21 protein-coding genes and 3 pseudogenes are annotated in these 21489 nt (G+C 68.5%); 16 read left to right on the top strand and 8 right to left on the bottom strand.

The window, feature by feature from the left end; all coding sequences use genetic code 11:
• Positions 1-141: 141 nt before the first annotated feature.
• Positions 142-825, top strand: a complete 684-nt coding sequence (locus tag OG928_RS00690) for an alpha/beta hydrolase (protein ID WP_406277492.1) — start codon at positions 142-144, stop codon at positions 823-825.
• A 306-nt stretch (positions 826-1131) separates the two neighbouring features.
• Here the strand turns inward: OG928_RS00690 and OG928_RS00685 are convergent.
• The 3 genes and pseudogenes from OG928_RS00685 to OG928_RS00675 all read right to left on the bottom strand — a co-directional run.
• A pseudogene (locus OG928_RS00685) lies at positions 1132-1239 on the bottom strand (transposase family protein); the annotation flags it as partial.
• Between the two features lie 188 nt (positions 1240-1427).
• Positions 1428-4364: a SpoIIE family protein phosphatase gene (locus OG928_RS00680; RefSeq protein ID WP_406277489.1), complete on the bottom strand. Its 2937-nt coding sequence runs from the start codon at positions 4362-4364 to the stop codon at positions 1428-1430.
• A 119-nt stretch (positions 4365-4483) separates the two neighbouring features.
• Positions 4484-4963 carry a hypothetical protein gene (locus OG928_RS00675; protein ID WP_406277486.1) on the bottom strand — a complete coding sequence of 160 codons (480 nt, stop codon included), beginning with the start codon at positions 4961-4963 and terminating at the stop codon, positions 4484-4486.
• A 267-nt stretch (positions 4964-5230) separates the two neighbouring features.
• On the opposite strand from OG928_RS00675, the gene OG928_RS00670 reads away from it, so the two are divergent.
• The 3 genes from OG928_RS00670 (at position 5231) to OG928_RS00660 (ending at position 7976) form a co-directional block, all read left to right on the top strand.
• Positions 5231-5479 carry a hypothetical protein gene (locus OG928_RS00670; protein WP_406277483.1) on the top strand — a complete coding sequence of 83 codons (249 nt, stop codon included), beginning with the start codon at positions 5231-5233 and terminating at the stop codon, positions 5477-5479.
• Positions 5480-5484: 5 nt separating this feature from the next.
• Positions 5485-5856: a toxin Doc gene (locus OG928_RS00665; protein WP_406277480.1), complete on the top strand. Its 372-nt coding sequence runs from the start codon at positions 5485-5487 to the stop codon at positions 5854-5856.
• Between the two features lie 1058 nt (positions 5857-6914).
• Complete coding sequence (locus OG928_RS00660; RefSeq protein WP_406277477.1) at positions 6915-7976, top strand: ferritin-like protein; 1062 nt, start codon at positions 6915-6917, stop codon at positions 7974-7976.
• A gap of 140 nt (positions 7977-8116) precedes the next feature.
• Here the strand turns inward: OG928_RS00660 and OG928_RS00655 are convergent, their stop codons facing one another.
• The gene (locus OG928_RS00655; protein WP_406277474.1) at positions 8117-8392 is read right to left on the bottom strand and encodes a hypothetical protein; all 276 of its coding nucleotides are present in this window, start codon (positions 8390-8392) and stop codon (positions 8117-8119) included.
• Positions 8393-8464: 72 nt separating this feature from the next.
• Positions 8465-9472: a transcriptional regulator gene (locus OG928_RS00650; protein ID WP_406277471.1), complete on the bottom strand. Its 1008-nt coding sequence runs from the start codon at positions 9470-9472 to the stop codon at positions 8465-8467.
• Between the two features lie 200 nt (positions 9473-9672).
• On the opposite strand from OG928_RS00650, the gene OG928_RS00645 reads away from it, so the two are divergent.
• The 6 genes and pseudogenes from OG928_RS00645 to OG928_RS00620 all read left to right on the top strand — a co-directional run bounded on the left by OG928_RS00645 (position 9673) and on the right by OG928_RS00620 (position 12307).
• Entirely contained in the window at positions 9673-10023 is a 351-nt protein-coding gene (locus OG928_RS00645; RefSeq protein WP_406277469.1) for a hypothetical protein, read from the top strand.
• Positions 10024-10040: 17 nt separating this feature from the next.
• Positions 10041-10328: pseudogene (locus OG928_RS00640) on the top strand (WXG100 family type VII secretion target); the annotation flags it as partial.
• 67 nt (positions 10329-10395) lie between these two features.
• On the top strand, positions 10396-11448 hold the full coding sequence (locus tag OG928_RS00635; RefSeq protein WP_406277466.1) for a DUF6531 domain-containing protein: 1053 nt from the start codon (positions 10396-10398) through the stop codon (positions 11446-11448).
• Positions 11423-11656 (top strand): DUF6000 family protein, encoded by a 234-nt coding sequence (locus tag OG928_RS00630; protein WP_406277463.1) that lies wholly within the window; start codon positions 11423-11425, stop codon positions 11654-11656. Before OG928_RS00635 ends, OG928_RS00630 begins: the two co-directional genes overlap by 26 nt.
• Positions 11641-11730, top strand: a pseudogene (locus OG928_RS00625) (DUF6000 family protein); the annotation flags it as partial. The gene OG928_RS00630 and the pseudogene OG928_RS00625, both read left to right, overlap by 16 nt.
• Before the next feature lies 1 nt (position 11731).
• On the top strand, positions 11732-12307 hold the full coding sequence (locus OG928_RS00620; RefSeq protein ID WP_406290698.1) for an FG-GAP-like repeat-containing protein: 576 nt from the start codon (positions 11732-11734) through the stop codon (positions 12305-12307).
• A gap of 172 nt (positions 12308-12479) precedes the next feature.
• On the opposite strand, the gene OG928_RS00615 is transcribed toward OG928_RS00620, so the two are convergent.
• Positions 12480-12692: a hypothetical protein gene (locus OG928_RS00615; protein WP_406277460.1), complete on the bottom strand. Its 213-nt coding sequence runs from the start codon at positions 12690-12692 to the stop codon at positions 12480-12482.
• A gap of 585 nt (positions 12693-13277) precedes the next feature.
• Here OG928_RS00615 and OG928_RS00610 point away from each other — a divergent pair.
• The 4 genes from OG928_RS00610 to OG928_RS00595 all read left to right on the top strand — a co-directional run bounded on the left by OG928_RS00610 (position 13278) and on the right by OG928_RS00595 (position 15824).
• Complete coding sequence (locus OG928_RS00610; RefSeq protein WP_406277457.1) at positions 13278-13874, top strand: hypothetical protein; 597 nt, start codon at positions 13278-13280, stop codon at positions 13872-13874.
• 417 nt (positions 13875-14291) lie between these two features.
• Complete coding sequence (locus tag OG928_RS00605; RefSeq protein WP_406277455.1) at positions 14292-14723, top strand: DUF6193 family natural product biosynthesis protein; 432 nt, start codon at positions 14292-14294, stop codon at positions 14721-14723.
• A gap of 62 nt (positions 14724-14785) precedes the next feature.
• Positions 14786-15055 carry a hypothetical protein gene (locus OG928_RS00600; protein ID WP_406277452.1) on the top strand — a complete coding sequence of 90 codons (270 nt, stop codon included), beginning with the start codon at positions 14786-14788 and terminating at the stop codon, positions 15053-15055.
• Positions 15056-15158: 103 nt separating this feature from the next.
• Positions 15159-15824: a hypothetical protein gene (locus OG928_RS00595; RefSeq protein ID WP_406277449.1), complete on the top strand. Its 666-nt coding sequence runs from the start codon at positions 15159-15161 to the stop codon at positions 15822-15824.
• Between the two features lie 48 nt (positions 15825-15872).
• On the opposite strand, the gene OG928_RS00590 is transcribed toward OG928_RS00595, so the two are convergent.
• Positions 15873-16154, bottom strand: a complete 282-nt coding sequence (locus tag OG928_RS00590; protein ID WP_406277446.1) for a hypothetical protein — start codon at positions 16152-16154, stop codon at positions 15873-15875.
• A 488-nt stretch (positions 16155-16642) separates the two neighbouring features.
• Here OG928_RS00590 and OG928_RS00585 point away from each other — a divergent pair, with 488 nt between their 5' ends.
• Complete coding sequence (locus OG928_RS00585; protein WP_406277443.1) at positions 16643-17446, top strand: CAP domain-containing protein; 804 nt, start codon at positions 16643-16645, stop codon at positions 17444-17446.
• A gap of 455 nt (positions 17447-17901) precedes the next feature.
• Here the strand turns inward: OG928_RS00585 and OG928_RS00580 are convergent, their stop codons facing one another.
• Positions 17902-19986 carry a hypothetical protein gene (locus tag OG928_RS00580; protein WP_406277441.1) on the bottom strand — a complete coding sequence of 695 codons (2085 nt, stop codon included), beginning with the start codon at positions 19984-19986 and terminating at the stop codon, positions 17902-17904.
• Between the two features lie 73 nt (positions 19987-20059).
• On the opposite strand from OG928_RS00580, the gene OG928_RS00575 reads away from it, so the two are divergent.
• Positions 20060-21406: an ABC transporter substrate-binding protein gene (locus tag OG928_RS00575; RefSeq protein WP_406277438.1), complete on the top strand. Its 1347-nt coding sequence runs from the start codon at positions 20060-20062 to the stop codon at positions 21404-21406.
• Positions 21407-21489 lie beyond the last annotated feature (83 nt).

Below are 21489 nucleotides of genomic sequence, written 5' to 3'. Positions count from 1 at the left end.
GATCCCGCCTGTGAACCTGTGCCGGCGGAGCAACACACGGGCGGCGGGGGGCAGTTGCCCCGGCCGCCCTTCCTCGGACAAGACCGCGGCCGGGTAGCACGGAGGCGAATGGTGCCGGTTGGCCTGGAGTAGCCTGCGGGCATGACCGACGTGATCGTCTTGCACGGTGCCTGGCATCAACCGGCTCACTACGATGACCTGGTCGGGCTGCTGCGCTCCCGAAATCTGAGCGTGGAAGTGCCCGACCTCTACGAGCTGTCGCCGGTCGACAGCACCGCCTTGGTCGAGGACCTCGTCACCGCCTCCGAGCGGCCTCCGCTGGTGCTCGGGCACTCTTTCGGCGGTGTGACCGCCGGAATGGTCCGTGGCGCGGCAGAACTGATCTTCCTGGCCGGTTGGCTTCTCGATGTCGGTGAATCACCCGCACAGCTCCTCGAAGAAGTCGCGAAGGAAACCGGTGCCCCCGCCGAAGGGCTGCTCGCTGCCCTCGACGACAACGGGCGGCTTCGACTCGATCCCGCAGATGCTCGAAAGAACCTCTACGGCGACGTCGACGAACCAGCGGCTACCCGTGCAATCGAGCTGCTGCGTCCGGAACCGCCCTCGATCTTCGGGGCCATACCGAGCCACGTTAGCTGGCGCGACACACCCTCCGTCTATGTTGCCGCCCGCGACGACCGTGCGATCGCAGCTCCACTGGTCAGCCGCTTCGCGGCCCGTTGCTCGGCCTCGGAGACATGGGAGACCAGCCACTCGCCATACCTGAGCCGGCCCACGGCTGTCGCCGATCTCATTCACCGACAGCGACGAAACGCGAGTCGTTGACCAACCCATCCGTGCGAACCGGCCGCGCCGCAGTGCGAAGTCGTCCACAACCGAGAACCGCGGGCATCGCCACGGTGGGCAGGGCGACGCCTGACAAGGTGGTCGGCATGCTCGCCCACGACAGGGTCCGGTGCAGATGGATCTGCAACCGGGCCTGCCCCGGCTCTCCCGTCCGGGACGGTCGCGACCGATGAGATCCACCTTCTGCAGGGCGGGGGTCCGCCGCCGGTAGCGCACCGTCGGCCCGGGGACCTGTTCGACGGACGTGGTCTGGGAACAGTCCGGGTTCTCCAGTAAGCGGCGCACCGACACGTCGATCATCACCGGTCTCTCGCCGATCGCCTCGTCGGCGACATGCCGCACGTATCGGCTGTGCTCCCACGCCGACTCCCGCCCGCAGCTCGGGCAGGTCACCGGGACCCGGTGGCGGTCCGCACCGTGATCCTGACCAGGCCCTTGCCTGCCTCCACCGCCTCGACCAGCACCGAAGGCGGCTCGGGAAGCAGCGCTGTCGATTCGTCATCACACGGCACCAGCCTTGCCCACCAAGGCACTTGCCGAGGCCGATACCGCAAAGTCGATCAACGGCTACGAGAATTCTTTCAGAGCCATTTCTCCGATAAACCCAGTGCTTGTTCGGTCCAGATGCATTTGCCGGTGAGGGTGTAGCGAGTGCCCCATCGTTGGGCCATGGCGGCGACGAGTTGGAGGCCGCGACCACCTTCGTCCGTCGCACGGGCATGTCGGATATGAGGCGTGGTCAAACTGCCGTCGGTGACCTCGCAGATGAGGGTGCGGCTGCGCAGCAGGCGCAGCTGGATCGGACCTGTTGCGTGGCGGATGACATTGCCGACGAGCTCGCTGACGATGAGTTCGGTGGCCATTTCCAGTTCCGCGTCCAAACACCAGATCCGGAACTGCTCATGGACATGCTGCCGGGCTTGGCCCGCGGCCGTGGGGTCTTCGGGGAGAGCCCAGACGGCGATGTCATTCGGCGGGAGGGAACGGGCGCGGGCGATGAGGAGGGCGGTGTCATCAGTGGTGCGGCGGTGTGCCGGCAGCAGGGCTGTGGTGACGGCGTCGCACAGCAGGTCGGGTTCCCCGGCCGGCCCATCGCGGTCGGCAAGAGCGGCGGTGATGGTCTCGGTGAGGTGACGCAGGCCCTTGTCGATGTTGTGACCCGGGGTCTCCACGAGACCGTCGGTGTAGAGAACGAGGAAGCTGCCGTCGAGCAGGGGGACATCGTTGACGCCGAAGGGCGGGGCGGCGATCCCGAGTGGCGGGTCGGGATCGAATGTCAGCAGGGACACGATGCCGTCGGGGCGGGCGACCACGGGCGGGAGATGGCCGGCGTTGGCATAGGTGAGGATCTGGGTGGTCGGGTCGTAGACGCCGTACAGGCAGGTGACGAAGGACTCTTCCCCGAGTTCGCCGACGATGTCGTTGAGCCGGGCGAGGACGTCGTCCGGAGGCAGTTCGAGGTCGGAGAGGGTGCGCACGGCGGTGCGCAAGCGGCCCATGGTGGCGGCCTCGGGCATGCCGTGGCCCATGACGTCGCCGATGACCAGGGCCACACGGTCGGCGGACAGCGGAATGATGTCGTACCAGTCGCCACCGACGTCTGCACCATGTCCGGCAGGCAGGTAGCGGGCGGCGGCAGTGACCGCGGGAAGCGCGGGCAGGTCACGGGGCAGGAGGGCACGCTGGAGATCACGGGCGCGAGTCGTGGCCACGTCGTACTGGCGGGCCCGCTCCAGCGCGTGGGCGAGTTGGCCGCTGAACACGGTCAGCAGGGTCCGTTCGTCCTCGGTGAGATGTCGCGGCTGGTCGAAGGAGACGACGACGACACCGATTTCGCGGCCCGAGACGATCAACGGAAGGAAGGCCCACGCCTTCTTCCCTCCGGCAACCGGGAAGTCCGCGGGCCCGGGATAGCGAGCGGTGAAGTCGTCGGGTGATTCGATGAACATCAGTGCGTGGCTGTGCAGAACCTCTCCCAGAGGTGTGGCAGCGACGACCGGCATGCCGTGGAGGCGGTCGAGGAGCTCCGGCAAGTAGCCGACGGAGCCGACGAGGTCCAGTCGGTCGTTTTCCAGGGCGAGAATGACCAGCCCGGTGGCGTGGAGAGGAGGAAGGACGCTCTCGGCTACGGCGGCGGTCACGTCCCGGGTGGTAGCCGCCTCGGCGAGCGCTCGGGTCAGCCGGGCTATGAAGGCGGCGCGCTCGGCAGCGGCGCGCTCGACAGCGGCGCTCTCCGCCTCGCGCAGGCGCCTTTCGGTGACATCCGTGATGTAGAGGGTGAGTCCGTCGGCGACGGGGACCAGTCGTAGGTGGTACCAGCGATCGGTGCCCGGCCACGGCACCTCGAACCCGTCGGGCACCCCCGCGGTGGCGGCGCGGCGGGAGCGCTCCTCCAGCCTGGGCACCTTCCGGACGATGGAGACGTCCCACAGCGACCGTCCCACCAGGTCACGCGGCCGGCCGAACAGACGCTCGGCGGCCACGTTGACGAATCCGATCCGCCCGTCGCGGTCCACGGACAGGAAGCCATCACTCATGTGTGCCAGGGCACGTCCCACTGATTCCAGCGCGGCATGGGTCTCCGTGGTGTACGACATGGTGCCGACCAGACCGGTCGGCTCGCTGCCTTGGCGCGAGACCGCCCGGCCGCGGAAGCGCACCCAGGCATACGTCCCGTCCGAACGGCGGACCCGGTACTCGCTATCCACTCGGCCACGGGTCCTGAGTGCTTGTTCGACCTCTCCCACCACCCAGGGGAGGTCGTCGGGATGGACGTAGTCGTCAAAGGTCGCGAGCCGCCCGTCGAATGTCTCTCGCTCGATGCCGATGGCGTCGAGCAACCGCTCGTCGAGGACAACCTCGTTCGCCTGCACATCGAATTCGAACTTGAATTCGGTTGAGGTCCCACCGGGTCCCTGTCCGGGGGCGCGGTCCGGTGGCGTCCCCAGCAAAGCGCGGGACACGTCGTCCGGCGTGGGAGGGGCCAGGCGCAGCCGGTCCGTCGCCCACCGGGCCACCTCCTCGAGAAACTTTTGTTGCTCGGCGGAGGGCGCGCCGGCCACCGGTAGCAGCACTGACAGGACGCCGAGCGGTCCGTCCGGTCCGGACAGCGGTACGGCCGCCATTGCGGAGCGCGCCGAGACGTCCGCGGCGGGCGACGGGTGAGGCGGATCCGATGGGTTGCGTGCCGGGCAGTTCGCGGTGGACTCGTAGGCGAATTCGCCGGTCCGGAAGGCTCGCGCCGGAGCCACCGAATCGGTGATGCGGATGTCCTCCCAGTTGCGGGTGACAGCTCGGGGTAGTCCACCGCTCGCGACCAAGTGCAAGCCCTGAGAGGCGCTCGCGCTCAGGTGTCCCATGGCGCCGAACCCACCGAGCGCTGCGGTCGCGTGCTCCACCGCAGCAGTCAATACGTCGGTGTCCGTCGCTTGGTTGTCCAAAGCCGCAAGCAGGCACAACCTGTCGGTTCGCGCCTTCTCCGCCCTACTTCCCAGGCTTGTGGGGCTGCCAAGATCCACCGTCGGCCCCGCCTTTCCGTCGGATCCGTGTCCGGCTCGGCTCCCTACGCACCGATAACATCTCTCCTCCAATATAAAATATCACATTTGGATTTATATATTAATTTGGAAGTATTTGTTTATGCTGCTGCTTGGCCGAAACCTCCTGAAGGAAGAGGCCACCGGGGGCTGGATACGGGTGGATCGGTCGACTCCTCCCCGCGTTTCTCGGCCAAGCCAGGCAGGCGTTCCGGATGTCGGCATGCCCGCTTCCCCCGAGTACCTTTCTCACCCCATCGGGAGCCGCCGTACCCGAAGCCCCGCGTGTCCTGCGCCGGTGATCCGTTGGCAGAAGCGGGCCAGGGAGTCGAGGACTCTTCGGCGGTCTTGGTCCAGACGAACGGCTTGGGGTCTTCGTTCCAGTCCTTGACCCAGGCGCGGATGTCGGCTTCGAGGTTCTGGACGTTCTTGTGGGCGCCGCGGCGGATCATCTGGTCGGCGAGGAAGCCGAACCACCTCTCGACCTGGTTGATCCACGAGGACCCGGTCGGGGTGAAGAGCATGTGGAATCCGGGGTGCAGAGCCGGCCACTTCCTGATCGCGGGAGTCTTGTCGTCCACCGCTCCAACACCGCCCGCTCGTCCTCGTCCAGGCGCAACGGCTCCAAGCTCGGACCCCGACGACGCACCGAAACACCCGAAGAGCCAGTCACCCACGATCTACGACTGATCACCGGCGCACGACACTAGCGAGGCGCCGCGCCGCCGCACGCCCGAGTCCGCGCCCGGCCAGAGAGCCCACTCCTCGCGGCCCTGCCTGGTACCTATTCATATGACCTGTGACCAGGGATTATTTCCTCAGCGGTACCGGAGCGGTAGTGTGGGTGCATGCCGGCTTTGAACATTGATTTCAGCGACGAGGAACTGGCGGAGTTGCGCGCGGCCGCCCATGAACGCGGGGTGACCCTCAAGGGCCTGGTCCGCGAGGCCGTCACCGGGGACCTCGACCGACACCGCGCCCTGGCACGCATGACCGAGGTCCTCGACACATTCGTCCGCGAGAACGCGGCCGCGTTCGACGAGGCGTTCCCCGACGACGCCCCCGCCGCCCGCCAGCGCCGACGCGGAGCCGCCTGAACCCCATGGACCTGCACATCGACCTGCGTTGGCTCCTCGAGCGCCAGACCGCGGTCCTGCCCGACGGCATCGACGTCCACGACTACTCGGGCCTGGTCGCCGCGATCGCCCGCCACCGCGTCAACACACCACGCCTCGGCGAGGACGCCGACGCCGCCTGGCGCGCCGCCGCCCTCCTGCACACCCTGATCCGCCTGCGCCCCTTGCCCGCTCGCAACGCGCTGTTCGCGTGCGGCGTCGCGGTGGCCTACATGGCGGCGAGCGACGAAGGCGTCGACGCCCCCTACGGGGCGCTGATCGATCTCGCCCGAGCCGTCGACACCGGCCCTACCGACGTGTACGCCGCCGCCGAACTCCTGCGCTCCTGGCGGATCTGAACACCGGCTCCGCGGCCGGGTCCGTGTCGGCGCGGATGCGGCCGATTCACGTCGTGGTGACGCCGAACGCGGTGAACAGGTCCTTGAGGAATCGTCGGACCGTGGGCTCCGCCTGCTGCGGGGTCCGGAGATCGTGCCGGCCGAAGCGGAAGACCTCAGAGGGCATTTCATCCAGATCAAATGCCCTCTGAAGTTGCGATCCTCGACCAGCCCGAGGGCCGGTCGCCACTCCGGACCGGTCGGGACCCGGGGCAGGGCCCGTCGTTGCGATCCTCGACCGACCCGAAAGGCGCGCGTTCCTTCGGCGGATCAGCGGAGGTCGGTGGGGTCGACAACGCGGCTGGGCCGTTGTTCCGCAGTTGGACACGCCGTGGCAGGACACGGTCTCGGGTGAGCGGAACGGCTGGCGTCAACGCGTGGCCAACCTTTTCGGTGAGTCCGTGTTCGCCGGCGACTATCTGATCTGCCGCGACTGTCGAGTCGGGTGGGTCGAACAGCCTTACACCCACCCGCAGTATCAACGGTGCGGCCTTGCTTCCGCGGGCCTGGCGGCCCTTCGCGCCGAGCATCCCGGCCTGACCTGGCACACGCTCGGCGGCCACTTCCGTGACTCGGAACCCTTCTGGGCGGCAGGCCGGAATCGCCGTTGCCGGCGGCTACAGCCAACGGAAACTGTGTCCGGGAATGAGGCGCCAGTCTTCCGGCGCTGATCCGTACTGGGACAAGCACGTACGCCGCGTGCCCGCACGGGCCACCGGTGCGCCGACTGCGGGGAATAGGCATAGCTGGAGCGGTAGGGGTGCTGCCCGCCGTGCGCGCCGGCGGCAGGACATCCGCACGCACTCGGATGGTGGTACGGCCGGCCGTTTCCTTTGAATCGGATGGTCGTTGGGCGGGCGCGCCGTCGATCGAAGCGCCGTGCGCGGATCGAACCGTGAATCACCCGAATGGTTGTCTCGTGTGGCGGCGGCCCGCGGGCCCGGGGCACCTACGTTGGAATCCGTCGACGGCGGCCCGCGGCCGGCGCGTCTTCATGCACGGATCGGAAAGGTTGCGGTGTGACCCAAACTCTCGAGTACCAGAGCAACGCCATCGTCGAACTGATGGGGGTTCGCCCTGCGGAGCGCGACGCGGAGTGGCTCAGGAACGCCCTACAGCAGGCGATCATGGTCGAGGTCGCGACCATCGGCCCCTACGCGAGTGGCCTCTGGTCGATCGAGCAGAGGCAGGGGCCGGTCTACGACGCCATCCGGGCGGTCATGTTCGACGAGATGACCCACATGGGGTTGGTGTGCAACATGCTCACCACCATCGGCGGGGATCCGGTCATCGCCGACGTGAGCGTGGTGCCGAAGTACGAGCACCCGTTGCCGGGTGGTGTGCGCCCCGAGTTGATCGTCTTCCTGGAGGGCTTGAACAAGGCTTCCGTCGAGATGTTCTCCGAGATCGAGCGCCCGGACGACCCCGTCGCGCAATTCGAGAGCTTCACCACGATCGGGGCCTTCTACACCGCGATCGAGGAAGCGTTCGAAACGCACAGCCACCTGATCACCGGCGCCCGACAGATCGACTACTCGCTGGCCCACCACGGGCAGGGCAACAACATCGTCCCGCTCGACAGCATCGAGAAGGTCCGCGCCGCCATCGAGGTCATCAAGGAGCAGGGCGAGGGCACCTCCGCCTCGCCCGAGAATCCCTTCCCCGGGAAGCCGGGAGAGCTGGCGCACTTCTACGTGTTCCGCGAACTCTTCCACGGCCGGAAGCTGATCAAGGTTTCGGAATCCCCGGACGTCTGGGACTTCACGGGTGACGCCGTTCCCCTGCCCCCGGCGCATCCCATGGGCAGGGTCCCCGAGGGTGGCTGGGCCAACGACCCGACGAACGCTCCCACTCCCGAGATCCGGGAGACTCTCGACGCGTTCAACACCGAGTTCAGCTCGATGCTGCGGGCGCTGGAGCGCGCGTGGCGGGCGGACGATCCGAACGCGGGCAAGAGCGAAGTGGGTACCGCGGTCGGCCACATGTTCAACATGGGGCCCCTCGCGCGCTCCCTGATGGTGAAGCCGCTTCCGGACGGCGGCGGGAAGACCTACGGACCGGAGTTCCTCTACGTCGAGTAGAGCCGTACCGCGCTTCGGCGGATGGCCCCAGGAGGCGGGACGCTTCCTGGCCTCCGACACCCCCGCCACCGTGCACTCCGTCGTCGAGCAGACGATGCCGTCCCTCGGCCGGTTTGCCGGCCGGGGGACGGCGAACCGGCCTACACCTCGCGTGTGCTCGCGGGAGCGCCCGACGCTCCTTCAGTCCTGCGACAGCCAGGCGCCGCCTCGACGTCGTCTGCGGCCCGGACCCTGTAGGTGTACAGGTGGCCTCCGATGTCGTCCGCCGGGTCGTCTCCGAACGTCAAGTACAACGTCCTCATCTCGGCCGGCACCACCACGACCGGTTCCACTCCGCCCGCGGTCTCACGACGACCGGGGGTGTGGTCCGGGGCCAGGGCGCGGTCGCCGATGGCGCACCGTACCTCGCCGGGCATCCACGGCACCCTTGCCGGCTCCCGGTCGACGTCGTTCGACCGGCACACGGTCGGGCCGGGTTCGAGTCCGTGTCAGGCGGCGAGTGTGGTCCGGGCGCGGTCGCTGAAGTCGCGTGCTTGCGGTGTGTTGTGGGCGGCGAGTCGGTCGGCGAGGCCGAGCAGGGTTTCGGTGGTGCGGTGTGAGCTGATGGACTCGGCCAGGTCGAGGGCGTCGCCCGCTGTCGCGCACGCGCGCTCGATCTCCCCCTGGTCGAACAGGGCGTCGGCCTGGCGGGTGAGGTACAGGGCGTGTGTGCGCACGCAGGCGGGGTCGAAGAGGGTGTGGGCCTGGGCGAACGCGTCGGCGGCGGGGCCCGGTTGGTGCATGTCCCGGTGGCTGGATGCGCGTGCCCCCAGGAGTTCCGCCTCGTCGAACCAGTAGACCCAGTCCGGATCGGAGTGCCCGTCGGCTTCGGCGAGGAGGGATTCGGCCCGGTCGAAGTCCTTCCAGCATGCGGGGTCGCCCAGGTGGGCGCGGGCGCGGCCGCGGCGTGAGGTGAGGAAGGCTTCGACGCGGGGGGTGGCGCGGCCGCGGACGGCGGTGAGTCCGGTCGAGGCCATGGCCAGGGCGTCGTGGAGCCGGCCCGTGTTGTAGGCGGCGACGGTCCAGAACGCGAGGACGTTCGCACCCAGGGCCGCGTCGCCCGCGATGTGCGCGGCGCGCAGGGCGGTGTCGTAGGCGCCGTCGGCGCATTCGCCGTTGACGTCGAACAGTGCCGCGGCGCGTTGTCGGGCGAGGTCCGCGGCGGCCGCGTACAGGCGGGTGCCGTGTGCGTCGGTGTAGGAGCGGGTGCGCAGCAGCGCGGACATCAGGGCGAGGGCGCCGGCGGTCTCGGCGAGGACGGTGCCGCCGCCGTCCCGGTCGTCCATGCGGCGCAGGACGCGGGCGCGGTCCTCGAGTCGGGCGACGGCAGCTTCGCCGATGCGGCTTCCGCGGGTGAGTTGGCCGGCGGCGGCCGGGTCGGCCGTGATCCAGGCGAGCAGTGAGGCGGTGAGCGTTCCGCCGGCGATCAGGACGAGTTCCCTGCGGGTGGTGTCCACTGCGCCCCCTGCGACCTCGGTGAGTGCCTGCGCGGCGCGGAGGAGCGTCCAGGAGCGTGGTGCGGGTCGCTGGGCGGGGTCCTCGGACAGCCACTCGGGCCATGGTTGCTCGTCGACCGTCGTCGGGGGAATACCGAACAGGTCGGCAATCAGGAGCTGGGCGGGTTTCTCCGGTGCCTTTCCGAGTGCCCGGTCCCCAAATGCGCGAACGCGGCGCGGGCCGGGTGGCGGATCGGATCTGGAAGGACGACGGCCAGATCGCGGCGGGGGTCGAGCGCTGTGGCTCGGATCCGGTGACGAACGGTGTGCGGCGTTTCGTGCATGACTGGGGTCATGCGATGGGTGTGGTGGTGAAGCAGGGGTCGGCGATAGCGGCGGCGCTTCAACAGGTGGTGGCGAACTACGAGTTGGCAGAGTTGCAGGCGCAGCAGGGGTTCGTGCCCGCGCCACCCGGGGCGGTCGAGCGGGCGTCCCGAAGCGCCGGGGTTCCACAGACGCCGAATCCGCTCGCGCCGAATCCCCCGGCCGTTGCCCCACCCCCGGAGAAGTAGAAGGCGGGTCGCTATTCATGGGTAGGAACAGCATCCCCGATTGTCCCGTCGTGTCGGACCTGATCCCGGGTGACGCCGGTGTGTTGGAGGTCTTGGCGGACTCCCTGGCGTTGTACTCCACTTCGTCCGCGGACGCGGCCGGTCGGATGCGGCCGATGGCGAGGGTGGAGGAGTGGGGCGGGGAGGCCGCCGAGGGTTTCGTCGGGCAGATGGAGGATCTGCCCAAGACCTTGGACAAGGCGGTCCGCCACTTCACCGACGCGGCGAACGCGTTGCGTGGGTACGCGGGCGCGTTACGACGGGCCCAGGCGGACGTCGCGGCACGGGTGATCCCCGAGGCGAACGCGGCCCGCGGCGTCGGCACAGTGGCTGATGGACCGGGAAGCGACGCGGAACGGGCCACCGGACCCTTCGATTCCGGACAAGGACCTGGGCAAGGACCGGCTGAAGGACGCCGAGGACGAACTGGGGCGGATCCGCGGGCGGCTCAAGGACGCCCAAGAGGACTTCACGAAGAGCATCGACAAGGGCATCCAGGCGGCGCCCAGCGGCGGTGATCCGATCACCACGGCGCTCACCAGCTTCGGTGGTGGCGCGAAGGACAGTGTGGTCGGTCTGGTGGAGACGGCCGCGATGCTGAACCCGGGCCGGTTGTACGCGGAGCCCGGTGCCTATTTGACGGATCTGAAGCAGATCGCCGCGGGGTACCAGAAGGTGTTCACCGATCCCGTGGGGTTCGCGAAGGACGCGGTGAACTGGGAGGAGTGGAGCAAGAACCCGGCGCGGGCGCTCGGTCTCACCGCCCCGGATCTGCTCGTCGGGTTGCTGACGGGTGGCAGCAGCAAGGCGGTGACGATCGCCAAACCGGACGCGCCGGATCCGGTCGACCTGAGCAAGAAGGACCGTCCGAAGGACACCTGTGAGGACTGCGGGGATCCCGTGGATCCGGTGACGGGCGAGGTGTCGCTGTCGCAGATCGATGTGCGGTTGGAGGGTGCGCTACCCGTTCTGCTCGGACGGGACCATCGATCGTCGTACCGCCACGGTCGCCACTGCGGCGCGTCCTGGGCTTCGTTCCTGGACCAGCACGTGGAGTTCGACGAGGACGGGGTCGTCTTCCGCTCCGCCGACGGCATGATCCTGCGGTACCCGATGCCGGAGCCGGATCGATTCGTTCTTCCCTATGGTGGCTCGCGGTGGCCCCTGGCGTGGGACGGCGAGGCGGGCGGGGTCGTGGTGATCGGGCAGCCGAAACTCGGTGTGGGGCTGACGTTCCGCCCGATCGAGGGGTCGACGGTCCACGTCCTCGAATCGATGGTCGACCGCAACGGCAATGCGATCGCGCTCGATTACGACGACGCGGGCACGCTGATCGGGATTCGGCACAACGGTGGCCGGCATGGCTGCACGGCAGGTCACCGATGACGAACTCGAGATCCTGCTCGACAGCGAATGGGGCTCCCGGATCACTGCCGCCTGGCTGATCGGGATCGACCGCCGCGCGTACTTTCGCGACGTCCTCGGTGACCTGCTTTCTCGGTCAGTCAATTCTGCTTCTCCGGCCAGGGCTATTGCTTTGCCCTCGCCCGCTTCGGCGCCGAGGAGGATGCCCGGTACCTGGCGGCCTATCTGAACCGCTACCTGCGGCGCCCCGATTGCCAATACGACCAGCACTGGGCCATCAGCGCGCTCCGGCGCCTACACCTGGATCGCCAAGGCCGACGGCACCGGGACCTTCGACGACGCGTTCGGGAGCTGGCGGAGTGGCGCCTGGAACTGGGCACAGCCGCGCGGCAAGTACGTCGCCGGCGACTTCGACGGCGACGGGCGCGACGACATCGCCGCGATGTACGGCTACGGCGACCTCAACGGCGGGCCGGTCGCCCTGTTCACCATGAGATCCCGTCCCGACGGCGGCTTCGACGGAACCGTCAAGTCTTGGAACGTCCCGGCCGGGAACTGGGATTGGAACCGCGTCCAGCTCACCTCCGGCGACTACAACGGCGATCATCGTGCCGATGTCGCCGCGATGTACGACTACGGCGGCGGGTCCGCCGGCGTGTTTACGCAGGACCTCAAGAGCTGGCAAACCCCCGCCAACACGTGGTGGGGCGACGCCGCCCGGCCGCTGTCCGGCGACGTCGACGGCAACGGTCGCGAGGACATCGTCGCGATGTACGACTCCTCCGACGGCTCGAGCGGGTTCCACACCTTCCTCGCACAGGCCGACGGCAGGTTTGACACCGCACTCGACGGATGGCAGGCGACACCCGGCACCTGGTGACCCCTGAACACCACACCAACCGACGAAGCGGGCCCGGACACCACATCCGAGTCCGCTTCTTCGTTCCCCTCCCCACCCTCACGCGGAAGCCGTGCCGAGGGACTGTAAAAAGTCGCTCCACTCAGGGGAGGACGTGCTGCTTGGGACGTGGAACCGGGTGTCACCGGGGCGGTCACGGTGCATCCGGCCCGGAGACGGTGTGGGGGTCGGTCCGCAATGTTGTGGTGGCGAGTTTGGGCCGCGGTTTGCGGTACCGCTGGACTTCGGCGACGTGGCTGTGTACACGCTGCCACGGGATGTCGTGGTGTGTCGCGAGGGTGATCAGTTCGACGACGATGTCGGCTGCGGCCCGTGTGAACGCCTTCCGGCTGGAGGTGGTCGTCACGGTCGTTACCCGGTCCAGGAGGCGGTCTCGCGCGCGGACCTGAACCGGTGTCGGGTGAGGGGCGGCCCGGTGTGCGAGCGAGGTGTGTTCGGGAAGAGCGAGTGGGACGCGCGTGAGTCGCTGCGGGGTACGCGTTCGCGGACTGGGTGGTGGGGGTTCCCTGAGCGGTGGTCGGTGACGGTGATCGTGGCGTACGGGTGTTCGCGGCTGCGGTGGTCGAGCGACCCGAGCCGGGTTCGGCGGGTTCACATCCGGGGCAGTGTCCGACTTTCGGTTCGTCGGGAAGCGGTTCGAGGTAGAGCCGGAGGGCGATCGCCGGCCTGGCCAGGGAGTTTTGCGCGTGGGGTGGGGTGGTGACGTTCACGTGTGTTCGCGTATCCGTGTGGGGGCGGGTGTCGGCGGCGGGTCGCTGCCGAGGCGGTTGACACCCCCTGGCGGGTGCGGTGCCTTCGGGGTGCGGTCGTCGAAGGTGCGCCGCGTCGGGAAGAGGGATCCTCGACGGCTTCACGTGTCACTCGTGGTGACCGCGGGCCGCGGGCCGGTGGTTGGGCAGGCGTAGGACGGCGCCGAGGTGGCAAGTGCGTCGTGTGGTGTCGGCGTTGGGGCCGGGGTGCCATCGGTGGGCGGGGACGATGCCCGGTTCGTGACGCGATTGCTGCGGACGCGCACATCCCCATCACCCTTCTGGACGACCCTGACCCGGAGGCGCGGGAGGCGGCGGCGTACGTCCTGGCGGCGTCGTCCGGCCGGGCGTGGGAGATCTCCGCCGCCCTGCACGAGCGGTTCCGCGTCGAGGAGGTTCCCCGCCTGCGGGCCGGCCTGGTCCTGGCGATCGCGCAACTGGCGAGGGAACACCGCCACGAGGACGCCGCCGGATTCACGCGCACGTGCTGGTCGGACCCCGCACGCCCACCGGAGGTCAGGGTCGGAGCCGCGCTGGGATGGCTGTGCCTGGTCGAGGACCCGGTGCCCGATGACCTGCGCGCCGTCCTCGACGACACCGTCACGCACGAACTCGGCCTCCTGATGGCCGAGGCGCCCTGGATACGGCAGGTCGATTACGACGGCGCCGGACTGACACACACCCTGAACCGGATGTTCGACCCGGGCGCCCACCAACCCCCCACGTGTGACGATCCCTGGGCGGACGCCGAGGGGTTCGGCGACGACCCGCCCTTCTGAGACCGCGCCGGCGACTGACGACCCGCAGGTGCGCCCTGTCGCGCCTGCCGTCGTCTGCGCCCGGTTCACCACTCGCGCATTCGACCGCTCCATGGGATTCCAGGCGATCGTGTTCGGCATGGGCGGTCCTGGGACCACCACAGCAAGGTCGACCGGCTCCGACGGGCGTTCGATCGACCCTCCGTCAGTCCGCGCGCCATTTCAGGCATGGCCGGCAAGACGGCGTGGGTGCCAACCAAAGTCCGTGGATCGGCGGTGGTACCAGAACCCTTTGCTGACGCGGGGCCGGCCGAGGTTGTCCAAGACACTCTTGGGTTTTCCCCTGTGGCGATGCGGCTCCACACTGTTGCGGTGAACGCCAATGACGCCGGTACGGCGGGACGCCGGCCGCTGCCTCCACGACCGGATTTTCCCGACATGGCCGTGGCACGTGCCCGTGGGCCGGCCGACGCGGTCGAGGCGCAGTGGCGGGTGTTGTCGCTGCGGTGGGGGTGGATGCGTGAATGGCACGAGAGCGAGCGGCCCGGGGTTCCGTATCCGCGCGTCGTGGAGTTGATCGAGGCGGCCGGCGCGGAGCCGGGATTGCGGCGGCTGTTCCCGTTCACCAGTCACTACAACCTGACCTTCAGCAGCTGTATCGAGCATCCGTACGCCGTGCGGGTGCCGTTCGTCGAGCCGTTGCGCGATGGGCGGTTCCGCGTCCGCAGGCGCGGCTCCGGTGGTCTTGTGATCGGCGAGACCGACACCGCGCAGGAGGCCGTCGCGCTGGTGATGGCCCACTTCCCGGACGACCTGAGGCCCGCCGTCGCCGGCACCGCCGACGATCTCGATGTCGGGGGCGCGCACTAGCTTTGCCGCATGCTGCTCTACGACGACGCGCGGTTGTTCACGAACCTGGCCGCGGGGGGGACGTGGTGATCCGGCGGTTCGCCGTCGAACGCGACGCGCGGCAGACGGCCCCGGCGGCCGCGTCGACCGCCGACGGCACGGGGCCAAAAGCACCGGCGCCCGCCCCGCGCGGTCGCGCCGTCTCGTCATCGCTGTCGTACGAGGCGGGGTCGGGGCCGGGGCGTGCCGTGGGGGAGGTGATCGGCATGCATGTGTGGGCATGGCTTGCCGACGGTGAGCGCAGTGGCGGTCTCGGCGGCCAGGATCGGGAGGAACGCCTGTCCTTCGGGTGATTGGCTGCTGGTGGTCCACGTGTGGCGGGGTCCCTCGCTCAGTGTGCGGAGGATCAGGCCGCGTCCGGGGCCTGAGTTGAACGCCGCGCACAGGGTGACGATCGTGGCCGCACGCCTGGACGAGGCCACCGAACGGATCGTGGGCTACCTCGCGGACCTCGAGGTCCCGGTCAACGCCGTCTTCTTCCACTACTACGAGGACGACGGACACCGCTACCTCGCGCGGACCTGGCTGCGCGACGAGGCCAAGGCCGCACCCGCCCGGGTGGGGAAGTCCTCGACCCGCGAGCCGTGGAACGGTGTCGACTGGTATTCCGCGTTCGGCGAGAGGGTGGCACCCGGTCGTGGGACGACGCCCGCAGGTTCGTCGGGTTCGTCTCCGCCGGCGGCGACAAGTGGTTCTCCCAGGGCCTGCGCCGGCCGCGCCCGGGGGGACCGGGTCGACGTGTACACCCCCAAGGTCGGCTACGTGGGCGTCGGCGAGGTCTGGGGTGAGCCGGCGCCGTTCACGGAGGCGGTGGTCGGGGACGGCTCGGTGCGCCTGGCCGAGCAGCAGCTCGTGGGGAACTACCGCCACGTCGGGGACGAGACCGATCCCGACGTGGCCGAGAACGTCCTGCCCGTGCGGTGGCTCAAGACGGTCGACCGCGGAGACAGCGTGACCGCCAAGGGCATATTCGCCCTCCAACACCCCATGTGCCGGCTGAGCAACGCCGCCACGCTCGCGATCCTGAACGCGGAGTTCTTCCCGGAGCGCACCACCACCTGAATGCGCGGCCTGCCCGGTCGGGTGCGGGTGCTTGCGTGGTCCGGGCGGCTAGGGGCGGCGTGGTTCGACGTCCGGGAACGGGGCGAACCACCGCTGCGGGTCCTCGTCGGGGGTTCGGCAGGTGGTGAGCAGGTAGCGCCGGCAGGCGTTCCACTGGTAGTCGGTGGGGTCGGCAGGGAGGCCGGCGGCTTCGTCGGCGACCAGGTCGGGGTCCTCGTCGAGGGTGGCCTCGGCGTCGGCGACGGCCAGGCCGTGGTGTTCCGCCGGACAGCGGGGGAAGGGAAGCCGGCCACGTTCGAGGTCGGCGATCAGGTCGTCGGCGGCGGCCATGTTCCGCCGCCACGAGTGTCGCCGTCCCACTGAATGCGGCGCACGACGCCCACGGCACATTCCGACCACTGCTGAAACAGTGACATGCGTCACGGGCGCGCGAGTGACCGCGAAAGCGTTACGCCTCCGAATCTCGCCCATATGTCGTGCTTTATCCAACCGGAAGCGATCAATCCGCTTCTCGGCCGAATTGAGCATCCCAGCGAACGGAATCCCATGCGTCATTTTCGATGGCCAGAGCCGTTTCCGATCGCCGATCACCAATTTCGCACCACCCGGTGACCACGCCACAGGCATGACTGTCCGCCCGAGTCAAGCCTGCCGTCCGGCTCCGCCCGGCACGCGGGCGCCGATACTTGCGAGCCCGTTCCAGGACTTCCAACAATGGCGGCCCGCCGGCGTCCGACAGTTCGGGCAACTGGACGCTACGCCGAAACCAAGTGAGGTCACGCATGCGGAAGCACCGTAGGACGCGATACAAAAAGAAGATGGCCATCGCCGCCGCCACCCTGGGCATCATTGGCATACCCACCGCCGCCATGGCCTGCATAGGCCCCCAGGGCCCGGGCGCGACGAAGAACGTCGCGGGCGCGACGAGGAACTTCGGCAATCAGAGCACGCACCCCTCCTCCAGTCGGCCCCTCCCCGGCACGCCGGTCCCCAGCCGGATGGACAGTGCGGCCGATCCGACCGGGGCAACCCAGCCGACCGCGAAGACCACTCACACTCCGCACAAGCGCAAGCCCACCGGGATGACCAAGCCCCCCACCGCGACGACACCGACACAGCCTGCCCCGACCCGGCCGACGAACCCGGTCGGCAAGCCGACCACCGAGGCAAGCGAGCCCCCCACCCCGACGAAGCCGACCACTCCGGCCGACACGCAGACGCCGACCACCTCGGCCGTTCCGCCCTCGGGCCCCGCCGCCGAGGTGGTGACCATCGTCAATCAGGAGCGCGCCAAGGCAGGATGCCCGGCACTCACCGTCAACACGAAACTGACGGCCGCCGCCCTGCAACACAGCCAAGACATGGCCGCCCACGCCAACATGTCGCACACCGGCTCCGACGGCTCCGACCCGGGCGAGCGCATCACCCGCGCCGGCTACACCTGGACGACCTACGGCGAAAACATCGCCTACGGCTACAGCACGCCCCAGCAGGTCATGACCGGCTGGATGAACAGCCCCGGACACAGGCAGAACATCCTCAACTGCGCCTTCAAGGAGATCGGCGTCGGCCTCGCGGGCCCGAACTCCTACTGGACGCAGAACTTCGGCACGGCCCGCTGACACCACCGGCCCGCCAATACCGCCGGCCGGTTCCCCATACCCACAGCACCGGCCGGCGGATGCGGATCGCCCACGGCGCGCACCGCGGCTCGCCGCACCTCCCCGGCGCCCCACCCCCGCCCGGCACGCCGCTCCCGGACCTCGGGCCGGGAGCGTGTATGTGGTCTCGCCGTGCGCGGGACGATGCGTCCGAGGACGATCCCGCGAGCGAGGGTAGTCGAACGACGATGGGCGATCACGACCACGATCATGGTGGAGAAGGCGACAGGCGCCGTGACTTCACCGTGCCGACCCTCGATTCCCGGTCGGGTGAGGGCGATGCCGACCACGCGTTGGTGGCGCGGTTGTACGACGCAGGCCTCGACGACTGCACCGTGTGTCGGGAGGCGCTGCTGGACCGGTTCGCGGTGGACCCGGCGACCACCAGGCCGGTCGTCACCGTGATTGGCAGGGCATCAGCGGACCTTGGCAGTCGCAGTCGCTCCGGGAGCGATGGTCACGGTGACGTAGGCATAGGTCACACCGTTCACCACTTTCGTGCCGGCCTTGTGCGACTTGCCGTTCACCTCGATGGTGTCGTGGTCGCCACGGAACCGCGCTTCCCAGGTGTACTTGTCGGGGCCTGCGCTGTTTGTGAGCGTCGACTTCGTGGCGCCATCATGGCGTAGGGCGAAGGTGTTCCGGCCGATGCGCATGTCCTTGATCTGAACCCAGTCAGTGCCGGTCGGCAGGCGCGACTGCGTGGTCAGAGCACGGCTGGGAGCATTGGGGGCGACGCCCATGAGGCCCTCCACTGTCTGGCTCACCAAGGTGTACGACACCTCGGGGTAGTCGCCGTTGGTGCCCTGCTTGCCGACAGGGTGCTGTTCGTCCCGCCGGTCGTAGACCTGCTGCATCCACTTCCAGGCGGTGTCGTTCCGCTCATGGGCGAAGAACGTGTCGGGCAGATAGGTGATGGCCTCGATGTTGTCCGGGACGCCGCTGCCGCCGGCCTGCTGGTCGATGAAGTCGAGATAGGCGCTGTTGCGTGCGCCCGGAGCGATGATCTGCTTCATGGGCATGAACCAGCTGTTCTCCTTGCCCCAGCCGGTGAGCGCCTGGCCGTCGACGGTGTACCCCCGAACCATCTGGCTGCCTGAACCGTTGCCGCTCCAGGTCGAGTTGAAGTACGACTTCAGATCGGCGGCCTTCTGGCTGAACCGGGTGGCGAGCTCCTTGTCTCCCTTGTCGGTGGCGAGTGCCGACATGGCGAGGTAGGCCTGGTACTGGGAGCTGATCGCGTCGCCCGCCTCCGCGAGGTGCTCGTCGTCGACTTCGTTGTAGCTGGCCGAGCCGGCGAAGATGCCGTTCCCCGTGCCCTCGGCGACGTTGTTCGGCTTCGCGCCGTCGTGCAGGTTGATGAATTCATCGGTGGCGTGCCGGTAGAAGTTCCAGAACGCCGCGTCGTCGATGTACGCGCGGTCACCGCTCCAGCGGTATGCCTCGTTGGCCTTCTCCACCAGTTCGAACGCCGCGGGGACCTCCCGGACGTAGTTGGTCGGGCTTTTGTAGTCGATCGAGAGGTAGGTCTTGGCGTCGAAGTTGAACGCCCATACGGGGAAGTACTTGTGCTCGGCCGTCGCGGAGGCGGCGAAGGAACGCAGCATCGTCTTGTTCTCGCGGTTCAGTCCGAGGACGGCGGCGCCGGCCACCTGGTGGACCATGTCGCGTGAGTAGTAGCCGCTGCGGTGCGAGTATCCGGCCCAGTACGAGGGGGCATAGACACCCGACGCGGTGCCGGAGGGGTTGCCCTCGTCGACGTTGAGCCTGCCCTCGGTGCCGCTCAGCTGGACCCAGCTGTTCGCCTTGTGCTTTGACCAGCCGAAGATCTCGACGATCTTCGGGTTGGACGAGGTGACGACCGGGTCGGCGGGGGCTGCCGGCGAGACCATGACGTCGTCGGCGTTGATCCACCCGTCGCCGGACTCGAAGGCGATCTCCAGTGTGTCACCGGATCTGAGCGCCACCCGGCTTACTGTGTACCGCGCGTAGCCGGAGCGGCTGGGCAGGGCCACCGCCCCGACCGGGCTCCCGTTGACGCGTACGACGAACGTCCCGCCCGTTCCGCCCGCGGCGATCCAGGCCGAGAAGTCATAGGAACCCGTGGCGGACACCGTCTTCGTCTGGGAGACCTTCCTGCCCGCCCCCGCGTCGAGGTAGATCAGCTTTGCGCCGCCGTGCGGGCGGTTGGTGGCGACACCGGTGCCGGGGGTGAAGTTCCAGCCAGTGGCGTCCTGTTCGAAGCCGGGGTTCATCACGGTGAGGAGTCGCGGTGCCGCAGTGGCAGCCGAGTCGCCGAGGGGCAGGGGAGCGAGGGGCGCGAGCGTCGCGAGTGCGGCAGTCAATGCAAGGCGCGCAGGTCGGGAGGGTCTCATGGCGGCTCCAGGCTGGATCGATGGGTGAGGGCAGCTCGAAACTAGCCACGGTTTCCAGCCGCTCGCAAGACTCCTGCGCATTTCAATTGCCAGTTGCGACAGAAAATTTTCAATGAAATCTTGCAAGCGCGATGGCTGGTTGCTAGCTTCCCGGTCTGTCAGACGCGGGCGTGGTTTCGCGAACAAAGGTGGTCCGGTCATGAACGTCAGTCGTCGCAAGGTCCTCGGAATCGGTGGGGCTCTCGCCGCAGGTGCCGGCCTAACCGGCCTCACCGCGTGCTCCGGCACAGGCGGCGCCGGGGCCGGTTCCGGGTCCGCCGGGGATGGCAGGAAGGGTGACATATCGGTCTGGAGTTGGCAGGGCCCGGCCGCAGAACTCAGAGCCCTCGTGCCCGACTTCAACAAGCGGTACCCGGACATCAAGGTGAACGTCCAGGACATCGGCAACCCGGCCATCTGGAACAAGATCACCACGGCCATGGCGGCCGGCGGCGCGGGTCTCGCCGATGTGCTCCACATCGGCGTCGACTACCTTCCCGGATACGTCGAGAAGTTCCCGGACGGCCTCGCGGACCTCGGCAAGCTCGGAGCCGCCAACTACAAGGACTCCTTCGCGCAGGGCATGTGGCAGACGGTGTCTCCGAAGGGCGACCGGGTCAGCGCCCTGCCCTGGGAGGCCAACTCGGCCGGGTTCTACTACCGTGCCGACATCTTCGAGGAGTCGGGGGTGGACGCCGCCGCCCTCGAAACCTGGGACGACGCGCTCGAAGCGGGAAAGAAGATCAAGCAGAAGACCGGCAAGTACCTGCTCGGCATCGACAAGCCCGCCTCTCAGGCGGACGCCGCGAACTTCTTCCAGATGCTGCTCCAGCTGCAGGGGGCCTTCTACTTCAATCTCGACGGCGACATCACCCTCGCCTCGCCCGCGGCCGTGAAGGCCATGACGATCATCAAGGAGCTCAATGACGCGGGACTGGTGAGCGACCTCTCCGGCGGGTGGAACGCCCTGATCAGCTCGATCAAGAAGGGCACAGCGGCGGTCCTGCCGTGGCCGACCTGGTTCGGCGGCATCATCGAGGAGACGGTTCCTGCGGAGGCCGGAAAATGGGGCGTACGTCTACCGCCTGCCGTCAGCCGCGGAGGCACGCGCGCCACGACGGTGAACTCCACACACCTCGCCATCGCAGGAAGCAGCAAGCAACAGGCCGCGGCCTGGAAGTTCGTCGAATTCGTTCTCACCCGGCCGGAGTCGCAGGTCCAGATCTACAAGGGGAAGGGCATCGCCCCCGCCCTGATGACGGCCTATGACGACCTCGTCTTCCATACACCGTCGGAGTTCTTCCGCGGCCAGAAGAAGGGAGAGGTCTTCCTGGAGGCTCTCAAGGCTCCCTCGCCCGCTTTCAACTACAGCGCCGACTACGCCCGTGCGCTCAAGGTCGTCGCCGACGCCCAGACGAAGGTTCTCCTCAAGGGAGCCGATCCTGCCTCGGCACTGCAGAAGGCCGCCGAGCAGCTGGCAGAGCAGACGGGACGCAAGGTCCTGTGACGACCACCGTCGGCGCACAGCCGCGCCCCCCGCAGGAACCGGCTCAAACCCTGCGGCGTACGCAGAGCCCGCCGTCACGACGG

Origin of the sequence: Embleya sp. NBC_00896 (assembly GCF_045207785.1) — a bacterium.
In the GTDB taxonomy this organism is placed as follows: Bacteria; Actinomycetota; Actinomycetes; order Streptomycetales; family Streptomycetaceae; genus Embleya.
This window is presented reverse-complemented; position numbering and strand designations above follow the sequence as displayed.